General features: G+C 59.5%; 16 protein-coding genes. 11 read left to right on the top strand and 5 right to left on the bottom strand.

Translation table 11 applies throughout. The annotated features are described in order from the left end of the window. Positions 1-149 precede the first annotated feature (149 nt). Both ABD903_RS10685 and ABD903_RS10690 read right to left on the bottom strand, forming a co-directional pair. Positions 150-2072, bottom strand: coding sequence for an ATP-binding protein (locus ABD903_RS10685; RefSeq protein ID WP_345224035.1), 1923 nt, complete (start codon positions 2070-2072; stop codon positions 150-152). A 124-nt stretch (positions 2073-2196) separates the two neighbouring features. Then, the gene (locus tag ABD903_RS10690) at positions 2197-3582 is read right to left on the bottom strand and encodes a cytochrome P450 (RefSeq protein ID WP_345224036.1); all 1386 of its coding nucleotides are present in this window, start codon (positions 3580-3582) and stop codon (positions 2197-2199) included. Positions 3583-3795: 213 nt separating this feature from the next. On the opposite strand from ABD903_RS10690, the gene ABD903_RS10695 reads away from it, so the two are divergent. Then, positions 3796-4110: a hypothetical protein gene (locus ABD903_RS10695; protein ID WP_345224038.1), complete on the top strand. Its 315-nt coding sequence runs from the start codon at positions 3796-3798 to the stop codon at positions 4108-4110. Between the two features lie 126 nt (positions 4111-4236). Here the strand turns inward: ABD903_RS10695 and ABD903_RS10700 are convergent, their stop codons facing one another. Then, complete coding sequence (locus tag ABD903_RS10700) at positions 4237-5226, bottom strand: polyprenyl synthetase family protein (RefSeq protein WP_345224040.1); 990 nt, start codon at positions 5224-5226, stop codon at positions 4237-4239. Between the two features lie 273 nt (positions 5227-5499). Here ABD903_RS10700 and ABD903_RS10705 point away from each other — a divergent pair, with 273 nt between their 5' ends. Continuing rightward, positions 5500-6375 carry an alpha/beta hydrolase family protein gene (locus ABD903_RS10705; protein ID WP_345224042.1) on the top strand — a complete coding sequence of 292 codons (876 nt, stop codon included), beginning with the start codon at positions 5500-5502 and terminating at the stop codon, positions 6373-6375. A gap of 1 nt (position 6376) precedes the next feature. Beyond that, the gene (gene folK, locus ABD903_RS10710) at positions 6377-6871 is read left to right on the top strand and encodes a 2-amino-4-hydroxy-6-hydroxymethyldihydropteridine diphosphokinase (protein ID WP_345224044.1); all 495 of its coding nucleotides are present in this window, start codon (positions 6377-6379) and stop codon (positions 6869-6871) included. A 71-nt stretch (positions 6872-6942) separates the two neighbouring features. Here the strand turns inward: folK and fabD are convergent, their stop codons facing one another. Then, a complete protein-coding gene (fabD, locus tag ABD903_RS10715) occupies positions 6943-7827 on the bottom strand; it encodes an ACP S-malonyltransferase (RefSeq protein ID WP_345224046.1) in 885 nt (294 codons plus the stop codon). Positions 7828-8089: 262 nt separating this feature from the next. Beyond that, positions 8090-10978, bottom strand: coding sequence for a T9SS type B sorting domain-containing protein (locus ABD903_RS10720; RefSeq protein WP_345224048.1), 2889 nt, complete (start codon positions 10976-10978; stop codon positions 8090-8092). 217 nt (positions 10979-11195) lie between these two features. Here ABD903_RS10720 and ABD903_RS10725 point away from each other — a divergent pair, with 217 nt between their 5' ends. The 8 genes from ABD903_RS10725 to ABD903_RS10760 all read left to right on the top strand — a co-directional run bounded on the left by ABD903_RS10725 (position 11196) and on the right by ABD903_RS10760 (position 19695). After that, the gene (locus ABD903_RS10725; RefSeq protein WP_345224050.1) at positions 11196-11870 is read left to right on the top strand and encodes a succinate dehydrogenase cytochrome b subunit; all 675 of its coding nucleotides are present in this window, start codon (positions 11196-11198) and stop codon (positions 11868-11870) included. A gap of 21 nt (positions 11871-11891) precedes the next feature. Then, positions 11892-13826, top strand: a complete 1935-nt coding sequence (locus ABD903_RS10730) for a fumarate reductase/succinate dehydrogenase flavoprotein subunit (protein WP_345224052.1) — start codon at positions 11892-11894, stop codon at positions 13824-13826. Between the two features lie 90 nt (positions 13827-13916). Continuing rightward, the gene (locus ABD903_RS10735; RefSeq protein ID WP_345224185.1) at positions 13917-14672 is read left to right on the top strand and encodes a succinate dehydrogenase/fumarate reductase iron-sulfur subunit; all 756 of its coding nucleotides are present in this window, start codon (positions 13917-13919) and stop codon (positions 14670-14672) included. A gap of 155 nt (positions 14673-14827) precedes the next feature. Continuing rightward, positions 14828-15355 carry an NADPH-dependent FMN reductase gene (locus ABD903_RS10740; protein WP_345224054.1) on the top strand — a complete coding sequence of 176 codons (528 nt, stop codon included), beginning with the start codon at positions 14828-14830 and terminating at the stop codon, positions 15353-15355. Between the two features lie 85 nt (positions 15356-15440). Continuing rightward, entirely contained in the window at positions 15441-16220 is a 780-nt protein-coding gene (locus tag ABD903_RS10745; protein ID WP_345224055.1) for an MbnP family protein, read from the top strand. Between the two features lie 14 nt (positions 16221-16234). Further along, positions 16235-17290, top strand: a complete 1056-nt coding sequence (locus tag ABD903_RS10750; protein WP_345224057.1) for a cytochrome-c peroxidase — start codon at positions 16235-16237, stop codon at positions 17288-17290. A gap of 126 nt (positions 17291-17416) precedes the next feature. Continuing rightward, a complete protein-coding gene (locus ABD903_RS10755; protein WP_345224059.1) occupies positions 17417-18538 on the top strand; it encodes a cytochrome-c peroxidase in 1122 nt (373 codons plus the stop codon). Positions 18539-18597: 59 nt separating this feature from the next. Next, positions 18598-19695, top strand: coding sequence for an acyltransferase family protein (locus tag ABD903_RS10760; protein ID WP_345224061.1), 1098 nt, complete (start codon positions 18598-18600; stop codon positions 19693-19695). The last annotated feature ends 68 nt before the right edge of the window (positions 19696-19763 follow it).

Raw genomic sequence — 19763 nt, forward strand, 5'->3', positions numbered from 1 at the left:
AGTTCCCCTCCTCAGCTGAGCAAGGGTGCCCGCAGGGCGGGGTGGTTGAAAAGCTATTAGCTGACAGCTATCAGCCATTAGCTCAAGAAGTCAACCACCCCTAACCCCTCCTCAGCTGAGGAGGGGAACTAGGTTTTAGCGGCGCTTTCTTACCGCACCAGCGCGGCGAGTTTGCCGTAGAGTTCGGCCTCATCGAAGGGTTTGGCCACGCAGTCGTTCATGCCGGCGGCGAGGTACTGCTCGGTGTCGCTCTGGAAAGCGTTGGCGGTTAGGGCTAGTATGGGCACCTCGGCGCGTTGTGCATCGGGCAAGGCCCGAATGGCTACCGTGGCCTCGAGGCCACTCATGCCGGGCATCTGGATGTCCATCAGCACGGCATCGTAGGCCTTGTCCGTGGCATAAGCCAGGCCACTGGCACCGTCTTCGGCTTCGTCCAGCTGGGCGCCCCACTCTTCCAGCAGCATGCGCGCCACCAAACGGTTAATGTCGTTGTCCTCGACCAGCAGCAGGCGTTTGCCGCGCAAGGCGCCGGTGTCGTAATCGGTTGTAACGGGCGCGGCGGCTACGGGTGTTTCTTTGGCGCGGGGCAGCGTGAGGCAGAAAGAGAAGGTGCTGCCTTTGCCCACCTCGCTCACCACATTGAGTTTGCCGCCCATCCGCTCCACCAGCGCCCGCGAAATGCTCAGCCCGAGGCCAGTACCGCCAAAGTGCCGGGAGGTATCGGCGTAGGCTTGGGTGAAGTTCTCAAAGATGCGTTCCAGCTTGTCGGGCGCAATGCCTACGCCGGTATCGGCGAAGCTGAACTCGATGGTGAGCGTGTCGGGCGTTTCTGCAACCTGGTAGCCACTGGCAGTAATTTGCCCGCCCGGCGGCGTAAACTTAATGGCGTTGGAGAGCAGGTTGAGAATGATCTGGCTGAGGCGTTGCAGGTCGCCGACGACCCGCGGGTTGGGGCAGGAATCCTGCAGGCGGTTGGCCACCACCGTAATGCCTTTTTCCTGGGCCTGCTGCAGAAGCGGCGACGCCGCCTGGAAAAGCATTTCGCAAATATCGAAGGCGTCCTGGGCCAGTTCCAGCTTGCCGGAAGTGATTTTAGCCATGTCCAGCACATCGTTGATAACGCCCAACAAGTGCTTGCCGGAATGCTGAATGATGCCCACCAGCTCCTGTTGCCGCATATTCAGCGGCGTTTTAGCCAGTTGGCCGGCCATGCCCAGCACGCCGTTCAGCGGCGTGCGAATTTCGTGGCTCATGTTCGCCAGGAAATTCTCGCGGGCCTTGGCCGCCGCGGTGGCGGCGTCGGTGGCGCGTTTCAGCTCCGTTACGTCGGTGCTAACGCCCAGCACGTGCGGCTCGCCGTTTTCCCAGCGCAGGAGCTGCTTAATGGTTTGCAGGCAGCGCTTCTCCCCGCTGGGCAAGGTGAGGTTCACTTCCACTACCCGTTGCTCGCCGCTGGCCAGTACTTCGGCATCCGAGGCAGCGTAACCGGCCTGTTCTTTGGCCTGTGTGGCCGCTACTTCGGGCGTAGATGCAGGTTCGGTCATCTGTTCCCACAAGGCACGCGCGGCGGCATTCTTAAATACGTAGCGCCCGTCCGCATCGCGCACGAACACGACCACGGGCGCCGTGTCGAGGACTCGCTCCATGAAGGATTGTTGCGCGGCTTGCTCCTGCTGGGCCAGCACCAGGGCCGTCTGCTCAGTCAGGTACATGTTCACGTACTGCTCCGGCTTAAACGGCACGATGTGGGCCGCGAAGTACCGGTTGCCCACCTGCAGCTGACGCTGTATTTCTTCGCCGGTGGCCAAGGATTCCATGGCCCAGCTAAATACTACTTCCCGACACATATCCTGCTCCACTGGCGCCAGTTGCGTAGCCAGCCGATCCGCCGCGGGGTTGGCAAACAGCCGCTGCTGGTTGGGCCCCAAACGGTAAATTGGGTTGGGGTTCTGCGCCGGAATACGCGCCAGCTTTTGCTGATCGACCAGGGCAGCGCGTAGCGCGGCTATTTCGGCGTGGGCTTCGGTCAGAGTACCGGGCAGCGGTGCCGAAATGGAGGTGTGGTTGGGCATAAAAGAAGATGCAACGCTACCCAGACAGGCAACCCGGGCGAGCCGTGCGGCGCTCAAAGTTCGTCGATTGCACGCAAAACCTCAACCCGCAAAAGGCGAATGGGTTTATCGCGCGGCGAAGCTCTCAGCGCAACCGGAACCGCAGCCGAATGTCGTTGCGGGGCCGCAGGGTAATGAGCGGGCGCAGACCGGGGTGCGCGTCGTCGGTTAATTCCACCTCGAAGCGGCGCAGGGTTTCCAGCAGCACCAGTTGCATTTCGGTAAGCGCAAACTGGTTGCCGATGCACAGGCGCGGCCCGCCGCCAAAGGGAAGGTAGGCATACGCCGGTTGCTCGCGCAGGCGCTCTTTCTCAAACCGTTCGGGCCGGAAAGCTTCGGGCTCGTCCCAGAGCTTGGGCGAGTGGTGTACGCCGTAGATGTAGCCCGAAATGAGCGTGCCTTTGGGCAAGGGCAGGCCGTTGTATTCGTCGTCTTCAAGGGCCACACGGTCCACAATCCAGGCTGGTGGGTACAGGCGCATGGTTTCCTGAATGACTTGCAAGGAGTACGGCAGGTTGGGCAAATCGGTAAACTGCGGGCTTCGGTCGCCCAGAACCGTCTGCATTTCGGTGCGCAGCTTGGCTACCTCGGCGGGGTGGCTGGCCAGCAAATACCACAACCACGACAGGGCATTGGCGGAGGTTTCGTGGCCGGCCACCAGCAGAATGGCAGCTTCGTCGAGCACTTGCTCCTCGGTCATGGGTTCTCCGGTGTCTTCGTAGCGGGCATCGAGCAGCATTTGCAGCAAGTCGTTGGGCGCCTCCTCGGTAGCCGGCGCGGCCTGGCGCTGCCGAATGTAGCGGCGCACGAGGTTGCGCATTTCGGCGGCTAACCCGTCGTGGTGGCGGTATTGCCCGCTCACGTTCAGCCAGGGTTTTAGATACGGCTGGCGCAGGGTACGCACGTAAAAGGCTTGGTTTAGCGTCAGCAGCTCGGCCATTCGCTCCAGCTCGGCTTCGCTCATGCTGGAACTGAACGTGGAGCGCGCCATGATGCGAAACGTCAGCACCGTCATCAGTTCGTGTATTTCCACTTCCGCAGCACCACCCTGCTCCTTCGCCTGGGCAGTTAGCGGCTGCAGGCATTCCTCAATAACGGTGCGCATGAGCTCGGTGAGGCCGGCTACGCGCTGCCTGTGGAAGCCCGGCTGAATAAGACGGCGCTGTTGCAGCCAGTAATTACCCTCCGACGTAAGCAGCCCGTTGCCGAGGTAGCGCGCCAGGCCGTGCGACATTTCCGACTTGGGGTAGTTGCGGTGGTTTTTCTGCAGAATGTGCTGAATCAGGCCGGGGTCGCGGGTGAGCAGCGTGGGCATTACCCCGCCCAGGTGCAGACCAATGGTGTCGCCGTATTCGTTCAGGTATTCATCGATGACCGGAACGGGGTTGCCAGCCATAGCCACTGAGTTTTTGAAGGACCGCAGCCGAGGCACACGGGCTAGTTTGAGGGGGGCAGCAGCGGGGGTAGACATGGCTCAGAGGGTAAGGCAAAGCAGCCGAATTACGTGGCCTGAAAGTACAGCACCACGCCGGGCCGCACAAGGTTTTTGTGCGGTTCCCAGCGCGTCGGAATACAGCCGGGGTTACCTTTTCGGGACGGGGTGCGTATGTGCTAGTACGGGCCGCCGCCGCGTGGCACGTCCATTTCCGACCCATTTCCTTCTCAACCAAACCGCCCCTTCCCTATGTGGATTCAGCAAAAACCGAACTCGCCCACGCCCATCAGTGAACTGCAAGGCCATACCGTGGGCCTCAAGTTTGAATGCAACGAGTGCCAGACCGAAGTATTCACCGACCTGATTGGTATTCCCCCCGCCGACCACCTGGCCAACTCTACCGAAGACGACGGGCAGTTCGAAACCGAAGAAATCAAGTGCCCGGGCTGCGACATGACCCACGAAATAACCATCAAGAGCACCTTTGATGGTGTGACCTTCGCGGTATCGGACGTGGCCCCAGATAAAGTTAGCTACCAAATTCCTCCGGCTGAGCAAGCCTAGCACTCCGCCCCACACCAAAGCAAACGCCCCGAACTCGTTGCAAAGAACGAGTTCGGGGCGTTTGCTTTGGTGTGGGGCGTGGCACGCTCTTGCGTGTTAGCCACAATATCTGCAGTCAACGGCGCCCTATTTCTCCCGCTCGATGGTATAATCGATAAGTTGCTGCAGCGACGTACGCGCCGGCGAAGCCGGGAAGGTGTGCAGAATTTCCAGGGCCTCGTCGCGGTACTGCTTCATGCGCTGAATGGCATAATCCAGCCCGCCCGACTGCTTCACGAACTCGATAACAGCCTGCACGCGGTCGGAGCGGCCGTCGTTGTTTTTCACGTTGTAAATAATGCGGCGCTTGGTCAGCCAGGAGGCCTTGCTCAGGGCGTGAATGAGCGGCAGCGTCATCTTTTTCTCCTTGATGTCGATGCCCACGGGCTTGCCAATTTCGTCGGTGCCGAAATCGAACAAGTCGTCCTTGATCTGGAACGCCATACCCACTTTCTCGCCGAACAGGCGGGCCCGCTCCACCGTGGCTTTGTCGGCCCCGGCCGAAGCGGCGCCCACGGCGGTGCAGGAGGCAATAAGGGAAGCCGTTTTCTGGCGAATAATGTCGAAGTACACGTCCTCGGTGATGTCGAGGCGGCGGGCTTTTTCAATTTGCAGCAGTTCCCCTTCGCTCAGCTCGCGCACGGCGTTGTTCACGATTTTGAGCAGGTCGAAATCGTCGTTTTCCAGCGCCAGCGCCATACCGCGCGACAACAAATAGTCGCCCACAAGTACCGCAATCTTGTTTTTCCAGAGCGCGTTAATGGAAAAAAAGCCGCGCCGGTAGTTGGATTCGTCCACCACGTCGTCGTGCACCAGCGTGGCTGTGTGCAGCAACTCAATGAGGGCCGCACCGCGGAAAGTGGCTTCGGAAAGCTGGGCGCCGGGGTCGGGCGCGGCGGTGTGGGCCGTCAGAAACACGAACATCGGGCGCAGCTGCTTGCCTTTGCGCTTGATGATGTAGCCCATGATTTTATCGAGCAGCAGCACCCGCGTTTGCATGGACTGCCGGAATTTCTGTTCGAATTCCTGCATTTCGGCCGCAATGGGGGCCTGTATGTCGTCCAGCGAAAACTTCATGCGGTGGGGAAGGGCGGCGCAATGATACGCACGCGGCGGCGGTTTTTGTTCGGAGCGGGTACGGCGGCCCGCGCATTCGGCTAGCTTTACGGCCGTCGGCACCGGCTTGAGAACGGTTGCCACGCGCAAAGCAAACGAGCATGAGCCGGCCCGTGTTTTACTCGGAACAGGCCTCTAAAGCAAACAGGCCAACAAATCGTTGGTTTCGCTGCCCTTTACGTATTTATTTCGACTGGCTCCGCCCCCGCTTTTTATTCCCGCCTCCCCTTGCCCATGCCCGCGAACAACTCCCCCACCCGCCTCGATTTTGTGCTGACGCCCGCGCACCATTCTCGCGCTTTTGGCGCCGATGCCCGGTTTGTGCCGGATGGCCAGCCCAAGCCAGTGGTGGTCTTCGTGCACGGCTTCAAGGGCTTCAAGGATTGGGGCCATTTCAACGTACTGGCCGATTACGTGGCCCAACATGGTTACGTGTTCGTGAAGCTTGACCTCTCGCACAACGGCGTGGTGCTGGGCGGCACCGGCGACCTGGAGGACCTCGACGCCTTCGGGCGAAACAACTTCAGCCTGGAGCTCGACGACATCGGCTGTCTGCTGGACGCCCTGCACCAACCCGGTGCCACACCCGTTCCAGCCAGCGAGATGGACCTGTCGCGCCTCTACCTGGTGGGCCACAGCCGCGGTGGCGGTTTGGTTATGCTAAAAGCTGCCGAAGACCCGCGCGTTCGGGCCGTAGCAGCTTGGGCACCCATCACCAACGTAAACCCCGGCTGGCCCGACGATATGATGCAGCACTGGCAGCAAACCGGCGTGTGGCACGTGGAAAACGCCCGTACCAAGCAGCAGCTGCCGCTGTACTACCAAATTGTGGAGGATTTCCACGCCAACCGCCTGCGCCTGGATATTCCGCACAACGTGCGCCGTAAGCTGCGCCAACCGCTGCTGGTAATACACGGCGAACAGGACGAAACCCTGCCCGTGCACAAAGTTCACAGCCTGAAAGAGCTGAAACCCGACACCGAACTGCACATTCTGCCGGCCGCGGGGCATATGTTCGGCGGCGCCCACCCTTGGCCCGAGCCGCACCTGCCCGAGCCCGCCCAAACCCTGGCCGACACCACCTTGGCCTTTTTTGACCGTATAGCCTAGCATGAACCACACTGCCTATTTGCTGCTGGGCTCCAACCTCGGCAACCGGGTTGCGGTACTGCACCGCGCCCTCGTAGCTCTGGCCGAACAGGCCGGCAAAATCGTATCGGTGTCGCCGGTGTACGAAACCGCTGCTTGGGGCCTCGAAGCCCAACCCGCGTTCCTGAACCAAGCCGTACATATCAGCACGGCCCTGGCCCCTGAGGCTTTGCTCGATATCTGCCAGCAGGTGGAGCAGGAAGCCGGCCGCGAGCGGGAAGAAATGTGGGGCCCGCGCACCCTCGATGTCGACATTCTACTCTACGACGATGTGGTGCTGGATTCGCCGCGCCTCGTGCTGCCTCACCCGCGCCTGCACAAGCGCCGCTTCGCCCTGGTACCCCTGGCCGACCTAGCTCCTTCCCTGGTGCATCCCGCGCTGGGCCAAACCGTGCAACAACTGCTGGCCGATTGCCCCGACACGCTGCCCGTAGAAGCTTGGATGGGGGACCTGTAGACCCACAAAATCCTGAAACAAAAAGGCCCACCGAATCACGGCGGGCCTTTTTGCTTGATAAACAGGCTGTACTACACGGCCGATGCAACGTCCACCTGGGACGCGATTTTCTTGACCAAACCTTGCAGCACCTTGCCGGGGCCGCACTCCACAAACTCGGTGGCGCCGTCGGCGGCCATGCGCTGCACGCTTTGGGTCCAGCGCACCGGCGCTGTGAGTTGGCGCACCAGGTTCTGGCGAATCTCGTCGGGGTTGGTGTGAGGCGCGGCGTCTACGTTCTGGTATACGGCGCAGCGGCCGGCGCTGAACGTGGTTTGCTCGATGGCGCGGGCCAGCGCTGCCTCCGCCGACTGCATCAGCGGCGAGTGGAAAGCACCGCCCACGGGTAGTGGCAAAGCGCGCTTGGCGCCGGCGGCTTTCATGGCTTCGCAGGCCTGCTCGATGCCCGCCGTAGAGCCGCTGATAACAAGTTGGCCGGGGCAGTTGTAGTTGGCGGCTACCACCACATTGCCCTGCTGGCTGATTTCCTGGCAAACGCGTTCCACCACGGCATCGTCGAGGCCGAGGATGGCGGCCATGGTGCCGGGCTGTTCCTGGCAGGCGGCCTGCATGGCCTGAGCGCGTTGGGCCACGAGGCGCAGGGCATCATCGAACTGCAGCACGCCGGCAGCTACCAGCGCCGAAAACTCACCGAGCGAGTGACCGGCCACCATGTCGGGGCGCAGGTCGGGCAGAGTACTAAATAGGGCTACCGAGTGCAGGAAAATGGCGGGCTGGGTTACGTCGGTACGGCGCAGGTCGTCCTCGGAGCCGCTGAACATGATATCGGTGAGGGAAAAACCGAGGATATCGTTGGCCTGCATCATAAGGCGCTTGGCCTCGGGGTGCTGCTCGTACAACTCGCGGCCCATGCCGGTAAACTGACTGCCCTGGCCGGGAAATACTACTGCTTTCATGGAGGAAGGGAAACGGTGAAGCCCATACTACGGCTGCCGAAGCTCGGCGGGCCGGAAACGGGCCGCAAAGTGCGCATTCAGGCGCTTATGCGCAAAAAGGTGGCTAGGCAGATAGTATATCTGCTCTAGCAATGCCCGCTACTCCCCGGATTGCTGCGACTTGGTTTTACATCCATATTCGGCCCAGAAGAAGCTCATACAAGCCTAAAAATAAAAAGGGCCATCGTTACCGACGGCCCTTTTCACATGGAAGGATTTGGGTTTAGCGGTTTACTTCCACCCACCCTTTGAACGTCTTCTTGGTTTTGTTGAGGTCGGCGAATTCTACATCCACCAGGTAGTAGTACATGCCGTCGGCTACGCGCGCACCCTTATCGATGCCCTCGTTGCCTTTTGCACCGCCGCCGTCCCATAGCAGGAGCGTAGTGGGGTTGGCCCGGCCTTCGTACACCTTCGCGCCCCAACGGTTGAACACCTGCACCTTGGCACTCAGCACCTGGCTAGCCACTTTGGGTGTGAAGTAGTCATTCACCCGGTCGTCGTTCGGGGTGAAGATGTTGGGTAACAGGAACAGCGGGCAATTATCGTTGCAGGCAGCATTGCTCAGCCCACTGCGCTGGCCCCCCGCATCCACGGCCTGCACGCGGTAGCACTGCGCTGAGGTTTCCAGGTTGCGGTCTTCGTAGGTGGTAATCGAGCCGCTCACCGAATCGATTGCCACAAACCTTCCTTCGGCGTTTTGGCGCAGAATGCGGTAGTAGGCCACGGTGGCGTTGCAGCCGTTGGGCTGGTTGCCGGGCTGCCAGCGCAAGGTGTTGGTGTAGCGGGTGGTACCCGGCAGCACCTTGCCTAGGTTAAAGAGATTGGCGTTCAGACTGTCACAGTTGGTGACCTGTACCCGCAGCACGGGTGTACACGGCACCGGCGTAACGCACAGCTGCTGGCTGAGGTTAATGAGGTTGGTGCGTCGGGGCAGCGCAAGCCGTCCATCGGTGCTTACGTAGTAGCAGTAAGTGCGCCCGGCAACCACGTCGGTATCGGTATACGTGCCGCCACTGGCGCTATCGGTAGGCGCGGTAGCCAAGACAGTGAAGGTACTTGAGCCTTGGGTCTGCCGGTAAATGGTTACGGGTCGCAGGGAGTTGTTCCACGGCACGTTGTACGTCCAGCGGAGAATAATGCGCGGCTGTGTGAGGGTGCGGGTGGTATCGAAAGTCCCGATTAACCGCACGCTGGTGGCCGGCGTGGCTATTTCCCGCGAGTAGGTACTACCCTGCGGCGTGGTAGCGTTAAAGAACACCAGGCGGTACAGGTAGCGGTTGGTCGCGGTGTTCAGGTTGCGGTCCACAAACACGGTATCGTTCAGGTTGGTGGTACTGTCTACGCGTGTAAACACAGTGGCAGCAGCCTGGGTAGCGCGGTACAGCGCATAGCCCGAAGGAGTATTGAACGTAGCTCCGGTAGGTGGCACAGGACGGGTCCAGCGCACCGTAATCTGGCCGGCAGTAGCCGAGGTGGCGTCGACGGTTACATTGCGCAACGCAGCCGGACGGCCATCGAAATTCACACAAGTTTCGGCCGAGGCGATGCTGGCGCCGCCCGCTGGCCGCGGAAACTCAGCGTAAATGCGGTAGCAGTAGGTTTTGCCGCGCTCCATGCCCTGCCCGTTGCGGGTATCCAAGTACGACTGCAGGTCCCCGCGCACGGTGGCAATGCGTACAAAGCCCGTGGAAGCCGGAATGCCCGTTTCGCAGGCACCAGGGCTCCAGTTGGAAGGACCCTCTTTGCGGTAGATGTGCAGCTGCACGTTGGGGTTCAGCTGGCAGGCATACTGGTTCCAGGTCAGAATTACGTTGTTACCGTTGCGCTGGGCCACCACGTTACGCGGCGGCGGGCCCACTACGGTAATGCGCCACGCCCGCTCGTCGATGAGCTGCACGAACGGGCCACTGGTACTCACCGAGTCTTCGGCTTTAAACAGCACCAGCTTGGGCTCCGAACCCACGTCGGCACAAGTGGTTCTCCAGCGGAACTCACCGCGGGCACTGCCGGGCCGGTTGCTGCTCCTGATTTTGCGGAACGTGGCGGGCGGCAGCATGCCCCCGAAGGCCTGCAACCGGATAAAGTTATCGTCGAGGTCGGTGGCGCTTACTTTGCCTACCACCAGGTCGCCGGCCACTACGCAGGTATCCTGCGGCACAAACACGGTAGGCCGCCGGTTAGTAGTGCCTTTTACTCTGATGAGCATGTCGCGCAATACATAGCCAACTTGCTTGCGGCTGCCGTCGGGGTTGCGGCGCCATTCTTCTACAATAAAAGCCGCGTTGTAGTCGCCTTCGCGGCCGGGGGAATTCCACACCAGTTGTCCGGTGCGCGCATCAATAGTGTAAGTAGCCGGAGCGTTTAGCGTGGGAGTGGGCGGTCCGCTGTAGGGCACCTGTACTCCGCCAAAGCGGGGGTTGTTAGGGTAAACATACCCGTCGGTAGGCCGGGGCAATGGTGTGTTAATGGGGGCCGTGGAATTAACAACAGAAACCGGGCCGCGTGCTTGCTGGGAAAATTCCAAACGAAACGCCAGTGAATCACCATCAGCATCGGAAGCGGCGGGGTTGTGCAGAAAGACCTGTCCAACGGCAGCCAAATCGACGGCGGGTGCGTTTAGCACCGCTGATCGGTTCAATCCCAATAATGGGTCAATGGTGATGCGGGTAGAGATAAAAAAAGTTTGCGAAGCCGGGTTGGTTATGTTCACCACACTCGAAAACCGATTCTCCCCCGCATGGCTCACATCGTAAGTTCCTGGGGCGTTGAAAGTGTGCTCGAATAGAAAGGTCCGTTGCAGAATAGAAACAAACCCTGGAAACAGCCTCTCACTCGTGCGTGTAACTTCAAGCCGGGTGCCGTCGCCGAAATAAATCGTTTCCGGGTTGTTTGCTGTAGTAGCTGGTATACCGGCTTCCATATACAGGATCATCTTGAAGAATACCCTGCGCGGATTCCGGGCGGCGGTGGTGTCCGATTTAGCCTGAATGTCGCCCGCTTGAATGTGCGTGGCCCAAGCCGAATCGGGAGCCAAAAGCAGGAAGCAGCCAACCACAAACCAGAGCCACAGCCCCGGCCCGGTTGGGCGGCGAAGTAAAGAAGACAGCATAAGCGTGTGCCGATTAAAAGCTGCGGAGAGAAATTCAGAAAGCAACCTAACAAAAACCCAATACTCCGGGTTGATAACGTGGTCTGCAGAGTGTAACGACAAGCAGACCGGGCTGGTTCAGCCATTTAAAGGCGTTTACGGGTTAATTGTTTCGTAGCGGGTCGGCCCGTACCTTTGACCAGTACAACCGACCTTTCTTTCACCCTTCCGTTCCCCTATGAGTTGGCTCAGTAACGCGCTTTCCTCTAGCATCGGCCGCAAAATCATCATGTCCATTACGGGCTTGTTTTTGTGTTCGTTTCTGGTGATTCACCTGATTGGCAACCTTCAGCTATTTAAGAACGACGGCGGCGTCGCTTTTAATATCTACTCCCACTTCATGGGTACAAATCCCGTCATCCGCACCGTAGAATGGGTGCTCGTGGCGGGTTTTGTGTTTCACATTTACGAATCCATCATGCTTACGCGCCGCAACAAAGCGGCTCGCGGCAGCCAGGGTTACGCCCAGAACCACAACGAGCAGAACAGCCCGTGGCAGTCGCGCAACATGGGCCTGCTGGGCACGGTTATCCTGGTGTTCCTACTAATTCACCTATACAATTTCTTTTACAAAGCGCGCTTCGGCACGCTGGACCCAGACATCAATAACAACGACGACCTTTACACATTGGTGGTTAGCTCGTTCCACCAGTTGTGGTACGTAGTGCTGTACGTGCTGGCCCAAGTGGCTTTGTGCTACCACCTGATCCACGGCTTCAAGAGTGCCTTCCAGACCTTGGGCCTGACCCACCGCAAGTACACGCCTTTCATCACGTACTTCGGTTACGCCTTCTCCATCCTCGTGTGTGCCGGTTTTGCCGCCATGCCGTTGTACTTCTACTTTACCAAGTAACCTCACCACTTCACACCTGCTATGAAGCTGGAAGCCAAAATTCCCGAAGGCCCTTTGGCCGAGAAATGGGAGAAGCACAAGTTCAACGTCAAGCTCGTGAACCCCGCTAACAAGCGGAAGTACGACGTAATTGTGGTAGGCACCGGCCTGGCCGGCGCTTCGGCCGCCGCGTCGCTGGCCGAGCTGGGCTACAACGTGAAGGCGTTTACCTACCACGACTCTCCCCGTCGTGCGCACTCCATTGCCGCGCAGGGTGGTATTAACGCCGCTAAAAACTACCAGAACGACGGCGACTCCGTGTTCCGCCTGTTCTACGATACCATTAAAGGCGGTGACTACCGCGCCCGCGAAGCCAACGTGTACCGTTTGGCCCAGGTGTCGGTAAACATCATCGACCAGTGCGTAGCCCAGGGCGTGCCCTTCGCCCGCGAGTACGGCGGGCTGCTGGCCAACCGTTCGTTCGGTGGCGCACAGGTGTCGCGTACCTTCTACGCCCGCGGCCAAACCGGACAGCAGCTGTTGCTGGGTGCCTACTCGGCCCTGTCGCGTCAGATTGCTTACGGCAAGGTGAAAATGTACACCCGTTCCGAGATGCTGGACGTGGTAATCATCGACGGCCAGGCCCGCGGCATTATCACGCGTAACCTCATTACGGGCGAGATTCAGCAGCACGCGGCCCACGCCGTGGTGCTGGCCACCGGCGGCTACGGCAACGTGTTCTACCTGAGCACCAACGCCATGTACTGCAACGTGACGGCCCCGTGGCGCGCCCACAAGAAAGGCGCCCTGTTTGCTAACCCCTGCTTTACCCAGATTCACCCCACCTGTATTCCGGTGTCGGGCGACTACCAGTCGAAGCTGACGCTGATGTCGGAGTCGCTGCGCAACGACGGCCGCGTGTGGGTACCCAAAACGGTGGAAATGGCCGAGCGCGTGCGCAAAGGCGAAATCAAGCCGCAGGATATTGCCGAGGACGACCGCGACTACTTCCTGGAGCGGAAGTACCCCGCCTTCGGTAACCTGGTTCCGCGCGACGTAGCCTCGCGCAACGCCAAGCAGATGTGCGACGAAGGTCGCGGCGTGGGTACCACCGGCTTGGCCGTGTACCTCGACTTTGCCGACGTTATCAAGCGCATCGGCGCCGACGCGGTGAGCCAGCGCTACGGCAACCTGTTTGCCATGTACGAGAAAATCACCGACGAAAACCCGTACGAGATGCCCATGCGCATCTACCCAGCGGTGCACTACACCATGGGCGGCTTGTGGGTTGACTACAACCTGCAAACCACCGTTCCGGGCCTGTACGCTACCGGCGAGTGTAACTTCTCCGACCATGGCGCCAACCGCCTCGGTGCCTCGGCCCTGATGCAGGGCCTGGCCGATGGCTACTTCGTGATTCCCTACACCATTGGTGATTACCTGGCCAACACGCCGCCCAAGCCCGTTACCACCGAGCACCCGGCCTTCGCCCAAGCCGAAGCCGAAGTACGCCAGCGCGTGCAGAAGCTGCTGAGCATTAATGGTACCCGCACGCCTACCGAATTCCACAAGGCCCTCGGCCTTATTATGTGGGAATACTGCGGCATGGCACGTAACGAAGAGGGTTTGAAGTTTGCCAAGCAAGCCATTCAGCAGCTGCGCAAGGAGTTCTGGAGCGACCTGAAGCTGACCGGCACCGACCAGGAGCTGAACCAGATGCTGGAAAGCGCCGGCCGCGTGGCCGACTTCATCGAACTAGGCGAACTGATGGTTGACGACGCCTTGAACCGCAACGAAAGCTGCGGCGGCCACTTCCGCGAGGAATACGCCACCGAAGAAGGCGAAGCCAAGCGCGACGACGACAACTACGCCTACGTGGCAGCTTGGGAATACCGCGGTGACAACGTACCCGAGGCCCTGCACAAGGAAGAGTTGACGTTCGAGAACGTGAAACTCACCCAGCGTAGCTACAAATAATCAAATCAGATACTGTGCCGTGCGGGCCTCGGTCCGCACGGCCTAAGTCATACAACACCCATGGCTGGAAGTAACCCCAACGCCAAACCGATGAACCTCACGCTGAAGGTGTGGCGGCAGAAAAACCGCAACGCACAAGGCAGCATCGTGGATTACCAGGTGCGCGACATTTCGCCCGAAATGTCGTTCCTGGAAATGCTCGACGTACTGAACGAAGATTTGCTACGTAAAGGCGACGACCCGGTAGCATTCGACCACGACTGCCGCGAAGGCATTTGTGGCTCGTGCAACCTGTTCATCAACGGCCGCGCCCACGGCCCCGAGTCGGGCACGACCACCTGCCAGCTGCACATGCGCAAGTTCTCCGACGGTGACACCATCACCATCGAGCCCTGGCGCGCCGCGGCTTTCCCGGTAAACCGCGACCTGAGCGTGGACCGCTCCGCCTTCGACCGCATTATTCAGGCCGGCGGCTACGTGAGCGTAAACACCGGTGGCGTACCCGACGCCAACGAAATTCCAATTCCGAAGAACATTGCTGACCGCGCCTTCGATGCGGCTACCTGCATTGCCTGTGGCGCCTGCGTGGCCGCCTGCAAAAACGCGTCGGCCATGCTGTTTGTATCGGCCAAGGTGAGCCAGTTGGCTTTGCTACCGCAAGGACAGGTGGAACGCAAAACCCGTGTGGAGAACATGGTGGCCCAAATGGACAAGGAAGGCTTTGGTGCCTGCACCAACATTGGTTCGTGCGCTGCCGAGTGTCCGGTGGGCATCTCGCTCGAAAACATTGCCATTCTGAACCGCGAATTCCTCTCGGCCAAGGTAACCTCGAATAACCTTGCCTAAGGTTTCCCGGTTGAGTCAACAAAAAAGCGAACCAGCTAGCTGGTTCGCTTTTTTGTTGACTCAACCTTTGGTTTACGCACCATCTCAGCCGTGAAGCAACACCACAGCTTTTCGCCAGAGGTTGCTGCTTTTCCCTTTGCTGCATACTTGCCCCGATGATAACCATTATAGCCGGCACCAACCGCCCCGATTCCCGCGCCCGGCGCATTGCCAATCTGTACGCCGCCTTGCTGAGCGAGTACGACGCGGCGCACCAAATTCTGGATTTGGTGGAATTGCCAGCCGATTTTCTTACCGAGGCGCTCTACGAAAACACGGGACGGCACGACGGCTTCAACCGCTTGGCCCGCCAGGCCTCCGATGCGGACAAGCTGGTGTTTGTGGTGCCAGAGTATAATTGTTCGTTTCCTGGGGCCCTAAAAGCATTTATCGATGGCCTGCCCTACCCCGGCGGCATTCGCGGGAAGAAAGCGGCCTTGGTTGGTCTTTCTTCGGGCGGGCAAGGTGGCCTACTGGCTCTAAGTCACTTGTCTGACGTGCTCATGTACCTGGGCACCGCTGTGCTGCCGCAACGCGTCCGACTGCCCTTCATCGACCAATACCTAAGCGAAGATGGCCAGCTGACGCATGCGCTCTACCCGCAGCTGCTGCGCGAGCAGGCGGAGCTGCTGCTGCGGTTCTAAAGCCTGGGCCAGGCTACGTTGCGCGCAATTACTCCTGCAAGATGTAATGTATATTTGGCTACCACCCACCTCGGAACCACCTGCCGTGCAACGTTTTCTGCCTTCGCCCCTTCTCGCAAACGCCTTCGTGCTATTGCTGACGGCTGCCTTGTTTTCAGCCTGTAAAAAAGACCCCACACCTGAAAAAGGCCAACTGGCGTTGGCCTTCGAAAACGTAGTGGGCAATCAGCAGTTAGTACTTGGTTCCCCCACTTACTACACCACTGCCGCCGGCGACCAATTCAAAGTCACGAAGTTCAACTACTTCATCAGCAACATCAAGCTAACCCGAAACGATGGTACCGAATGGGCGGAGCCTGAAAGCTACCATTTAGTTAAACAAGCCGAGCCCGACTCGAAAGCCTTTACGCTGCAGGGAATTCCGGCGGGCGACTACACCAAAATGACCTTCACCATTGGTGTGGATAGTGCCCGCAATACCTCGGGTGCGCAAACGGGGGCGCTGGACCAGCTCAACGACATGTACTGGAGCTGGAGTTCGGGCTATATTTTTCTGAAGCTGGAAGGGAATTCCCCCCAGGCCCCCAATACCGGCGCGCTTCAGTACCACGTGGGCGGGTTTCGCAAACCCAACAATACCATCAGAACCGTGTCTCCGGCGCTTCCGGCCGGGGTTACGCTGCAAATTCGGAGCGAAAAAACCCAGACGGTGCACCTTAAAGCCGATGTGCTAAAGATGTTTGCGGGACCCAATACCATTCGGTTTGCGCAGATGCCCAACACGGGGCACAGCTCCGACCCCCGCTCCATGCTGCTGGCCGATAACTACGCGGCCGCCATGTTCCGCATCGACCAGATACATTAAATTTCTCTTCCCTGATGCGGTACGTGGCGGTTTTCTGGATATGCACTGCGGCACTGCTTGCCGCGGCCTGCCAGCCCGACCGTGACGTGCAACCAGTGGGTGCGGAAATTCCCGGCCTTGCGGTGCCAGCCAACTTCCCCGCCCCGGTTTACAGCACCGGGCAAAACCCGCCAACAGCCGCGGCATTCGCGCTGGGCCGTCAGTTGTTTTACGACGCGCGGCTTTCGGGCAACGGATTGGTCTCTTGCGGTTCCTGCCACAGCCAGGCAGATGCCTTTGCCCAGGCTGGCGTCCGGTTCAGCGCGGGTGTAAACGGGCGCCTGGGGCCACGCAATGCCCCGGCCCTGCAAAACCTGCGTTGGGGCCGCAGCTTTCTGTGGGACGGCGGTGTGTCGAACCTCGAAGTGCTGCCGCTGGCGCCCATCACCAATCCGCTGGAGATGAACGAGACGCTGCCGGGCGTGCTGCGCAAGCTTAACGCTGACCCCAACTACCTCCGGCAATTTGCGGCGGTGTATGGCACGAACGGCCCCATTACCTCGCAGCAGTTTCTGCGGGCCCTAACGCAGTTTACGGCCTCACTCACCTCGGCCAACTCACGCTACGACCACTACGTGCGCCGCGAAACCGGCGGCACCATGGCCAGTGCAGAACTGCGCGGGCTTGCTCTTTTTCAAGGCCGTTGTGCCAGCTGCCACGCTTCGGATTTGTTCACCGACGAATCGTACCGCAACAACGGGTTAGACCGCCGTTTTCCCACTGATTCGGGCCGAATTCACATCACCGGCCGGCCGGCCGAGCGCGGCTTGTTTAAAGTCCCGAGTTTGCGCAACATCGCCCGAACGGCCCCTTACATGCACGACGGCCGCTTTCAGACCTTGGAGCAAGTGCTGGCGCATTACGACCACGGCGTGCAGGATTCTCCCACGCTGGACGCGCAGCTTCGTCAACCCAACGGCCGCTTGGGCATTCCCCTCACGGCGCAGGAACAAGCGGATATCCGGGCTTTTCTGCTGACGTTAACCGACCCCGGCTTTTTAACTGATAAACGCTTAGCCGCACCTCAGTAAAGACTGAGCTAGGCAGTTCGTCACCCCAACCGAAGCCGCCCTGAACTACCAATCGGTGGGCTTACGTTGTTACAGCTGAACTGCTTATCTTCAAGCTCGCTCCCACACCTCTACCTGTTTTTGTCTGTGTTTCACTTCCGTTGGTTTCGCCGAGGAAATCTTACCTGGCTAGTAGCCGGTGTATGCCTACTAACCGCCTGCAAGCCTGACAAAGACGTAGAAGCGGAAGGCCCGGTACCCCCCACAACGCCTTATGCGTTAGTGCGACCAAACCGCTTTTTTCCAGCTATTCCCGACACACCCGACAATCCGCTAACGGTAGAAGGTGTAGAGTTGGGCCGTCACTTGTTCTACGAGAAGCAGCTTTCGGGCAACGGCACGCAATCGTGCGGCTCTTGCCACCAGCAAAGCAAAGCCTTTACCGACGGTCGGGCCCGTGCCTTGGGGGCCGACGGCAGACAGCCGCACCCCCGCAATACCATGGGGCTGGCCAACATCATTTGGGACACCCACTTTACCTGGGACGGCGCCGATACCCGCTTGGAGCAACAAGCCCGTACGCCCATCGAGAATCCGCTGGAAATGCACCAGTCCCTTGCCGCGGGCGTGCGCAAGCTGCAGCAACTGGCCAAATACCCCCCGATGTTCCGCAAGGCCTTCGGCTCATCTACCATCACCGAGGACAATGTGCTGAAAGCCTTGGCGCAATTTGAGCGCACCATGGTGTCGGGCAACTCGCGTTACGACCAGTACCTGCTGAACCGCACCGGCATTCTTCCCGGCTCTGATGAAGAAAAGGGCATGATCCTGTTTAACACCCATGCGGTGCCGGGCGTGCGCGGGGCCGAGTGCTTTCATTGCCACGTAACCCCCACCCTAAGCAGCCCGCGTGGCCAGTTCTTCAATAACGGCCTCGATCTTACGTTTACCGATGCGGGCCGGGGCCGGGTTACGGGGCTGGCGTCGGACATGGGGAAATTTAAAGCGCCGAGCTTGCGCAATGTGGCTCTGACCGCTCCTTACATGCACGACGGCCGTTTCCAGACCCTAGAGCAAGTGCTAGACCACTACAGCGACAACCTGCAGCTGCAAAGCCCCAACCTGGATGTTTCGCTCGCGTCGAGCCCCAACCACCCCAGCGGCCGCATGCGGCTCACGCCCGACGAGAAGCGCCAGATTATTGCGTTCCTGCGCACCCTCACCGATTCCACCTTCGTCAACGACCCGCGTTTTGCGGCGCCAAACTAAGGTAGCGCTATCTTCGGCGCGTGTTTGCGGCTCCCTCCTCTGCCCTATCTGTTTGTGTTGTGCAGCCAACCGCTGCTTTTTACCAGCCTGCCCTTACCGGCCTGCGGGCCTTGGCGGCGTGGCTGGTTTTCAGTTATCATTTTAAGCCTTTTAGCGGCCCCCGTTTCGGTACGGTTATACCCGCACTGGCCAACGAAAACTATACTGGGCAAACCATTTTCTTCGTGCTGAGCGGCTTGCTCATTGGCATGCAATACGCCCCGGCAGTTGCGGCGCTGCCACGGCCGGGTTGGCCCAAAGGCTTTCTGCGCAAACGCTTTGCCCGCATTTACCCGCTCTATTTCCTGCTGACTACCGCGGCACTGCTGTTGCAAGCCACCCAAACCGGCGGTTTCAGCTGGACCGAATACCTGCTAAATATTTCGCTGCTACGAGGTTTTTCCGATAAGTACCTCCTCAGTGGGCTTTCCCAGGGATGGGCGCTAACGGTTGAGGCTTGCTTTTACTTGCTCATGCCGTGGTTAATTCTGCGACGCCCTGCGTTTGGGCCACGCTGGTGGTGGTTGCCGGTATTGCTGGGCTGTGGCGCTGTAGCAGTACTTGCCGCTCGCTTGCTACCTCTGGAGCCGGGTTTAATACTTGGGAACTTCGGATTTGTGTGGCAAGCCACCATTTTCGGCCGGTGCTTTGAGCTACTGCTGGGCTTGCAACTCGCTGCGTGGTACCGAAGCCGTGACAATGCTGTTTCCACTCAGAAACACTGGCCGGCGGCTACCCTAATGGGCGTTATAGGGCTGGTGGCTGTTTTGGCCTTGCTTGCAAGTGCGCGCCATGCGCAATTGGGCGGCTACGAGGCCTATCTCGGAACAGTGCTGCACAACGGCTTACGGCCTATTGGCGCAGCACTGTTGATATGGGGGCTTCTCACAGAAAAGTCGCTGCTGCAGAAGCTGCTGGGAACCCGCATACTTCAGCTTCTGGGCCGAACTGCTTACGTTTTCCTGCTCATCCACATGGGTCCGGTTCATCACTGGCTACGCTTACATGTAACTACGAACCTGTTGGTGTGCTTTCTGCTACTGCAGTTGCTAGCCATTGCCATCCATTTTGCCGTAGAAAAGCCTTTGGTAAGGCAAATGGGCTACGCGTACCGCTAAGTTCGAAAGCTGTGCTTTAGTAACGCTTGCCTTTCACTGATTCCCTAACATAGTAAGCGGTACTCAAC

The sequence above is a fragment of the Hymenobacter koreensis genome, assembly GCF_039541855.1.
In the GTDB taxonomy this organism is placed as follows: domain Bacteria; phylum Bacteroidota; class Bacteroidia; order Cytophagales; family Hymenobacteraceae; genus Solirubrum; species Solirubrum koreensis.

Coding starts and splice junctions, on each gene's coding strand:
- ABD903_RS10685 (WP_345224035.1), bottom strand. CDS start 2,072: ATGCCCAACCACACCTCCATTTCGGCACCGCTGCCCGGTACTCTGACC.
- ABD903_RS10690 (WP_345224036.1), bottom strand. CDS start 3,582: ATGTCTACCCCCGCTGCTGCCCCCCTCAAACTAGCCCGTGTGCCTCGG.
- ABD903_RS10695 (WP_345224038.1), top strand. CDS start 3,796: ATGTGGATTCAGCAAAAACCGAACTCGCCCACGCCCATCAGTGAACTG.
- ABD903_RS10700 (WP_345224040.1), bottom strand. CDS start 5,226: ATGAAGTTTTCGCTGGACGACATACAGGCCCCCATTGCGGCCGAAATG.
- ABD903_RS10705 (WP_345224042.1), top strand. CDS start 5,500: ATGCCCGCGAACAACTCCCCCACCCGCCTCGATTTTGTGCTGACGCCC.
- folK (WP_345224044.1), top strand. CDS start 6,377: ATGAACCACACTGCCTATTTGCTGCTGGGCTCCAACCTCGGCAACCGG.
- fabD (WP_345224046.1), bottom strand. CDS start 7,827: ATGAAAGCAGTAGTATTTCCCGGCCAGGGCAGTCAGTTTACCGGCATG.
- ABD903_RS10720 (WP_345224048.1), bottom strand. CDS start 10,978: ATGCTGTCTTCTTTACTTCGCCGCCCAACCGGGCCGGGGCTGTGGCTC.
- ABD903_RS10725 (WP_345224050.1), top strand. CDS start 11,196: ATGAGTTGGCTCAGTAACGCGCTTTCCTCTAGCATCGGCCGCAAAATC.
- ABD903_RS10730 (WP_345224052.1), top strand. CDS start 11,892: ATGAAGCTGGAAGCCAAAATTCCCGAAGGCCCTTTGGCCGAGAAATGG.
- ABD903_RS10735 (WP_345224185.1), top strand. CDS start 13,917: ATGAACCTCACGCTGAAGGTGTGGCGGCAGAAAAACCGCAACGCACAA.
- ABD903_RS10740 (WP_345224054.1), top strand. CDS start 14,828: ATGATAACCATTATAGCCGGCACCAACCGCCCCGATTCCCGCGCCCGG.
- ABD903_RS10750 (WP_345224057.1), top strand. CDS start 16,235: ATGCGGTACGTGGCGGTTTTCTGGATATGCACTGCGGCACTGCTTGCC.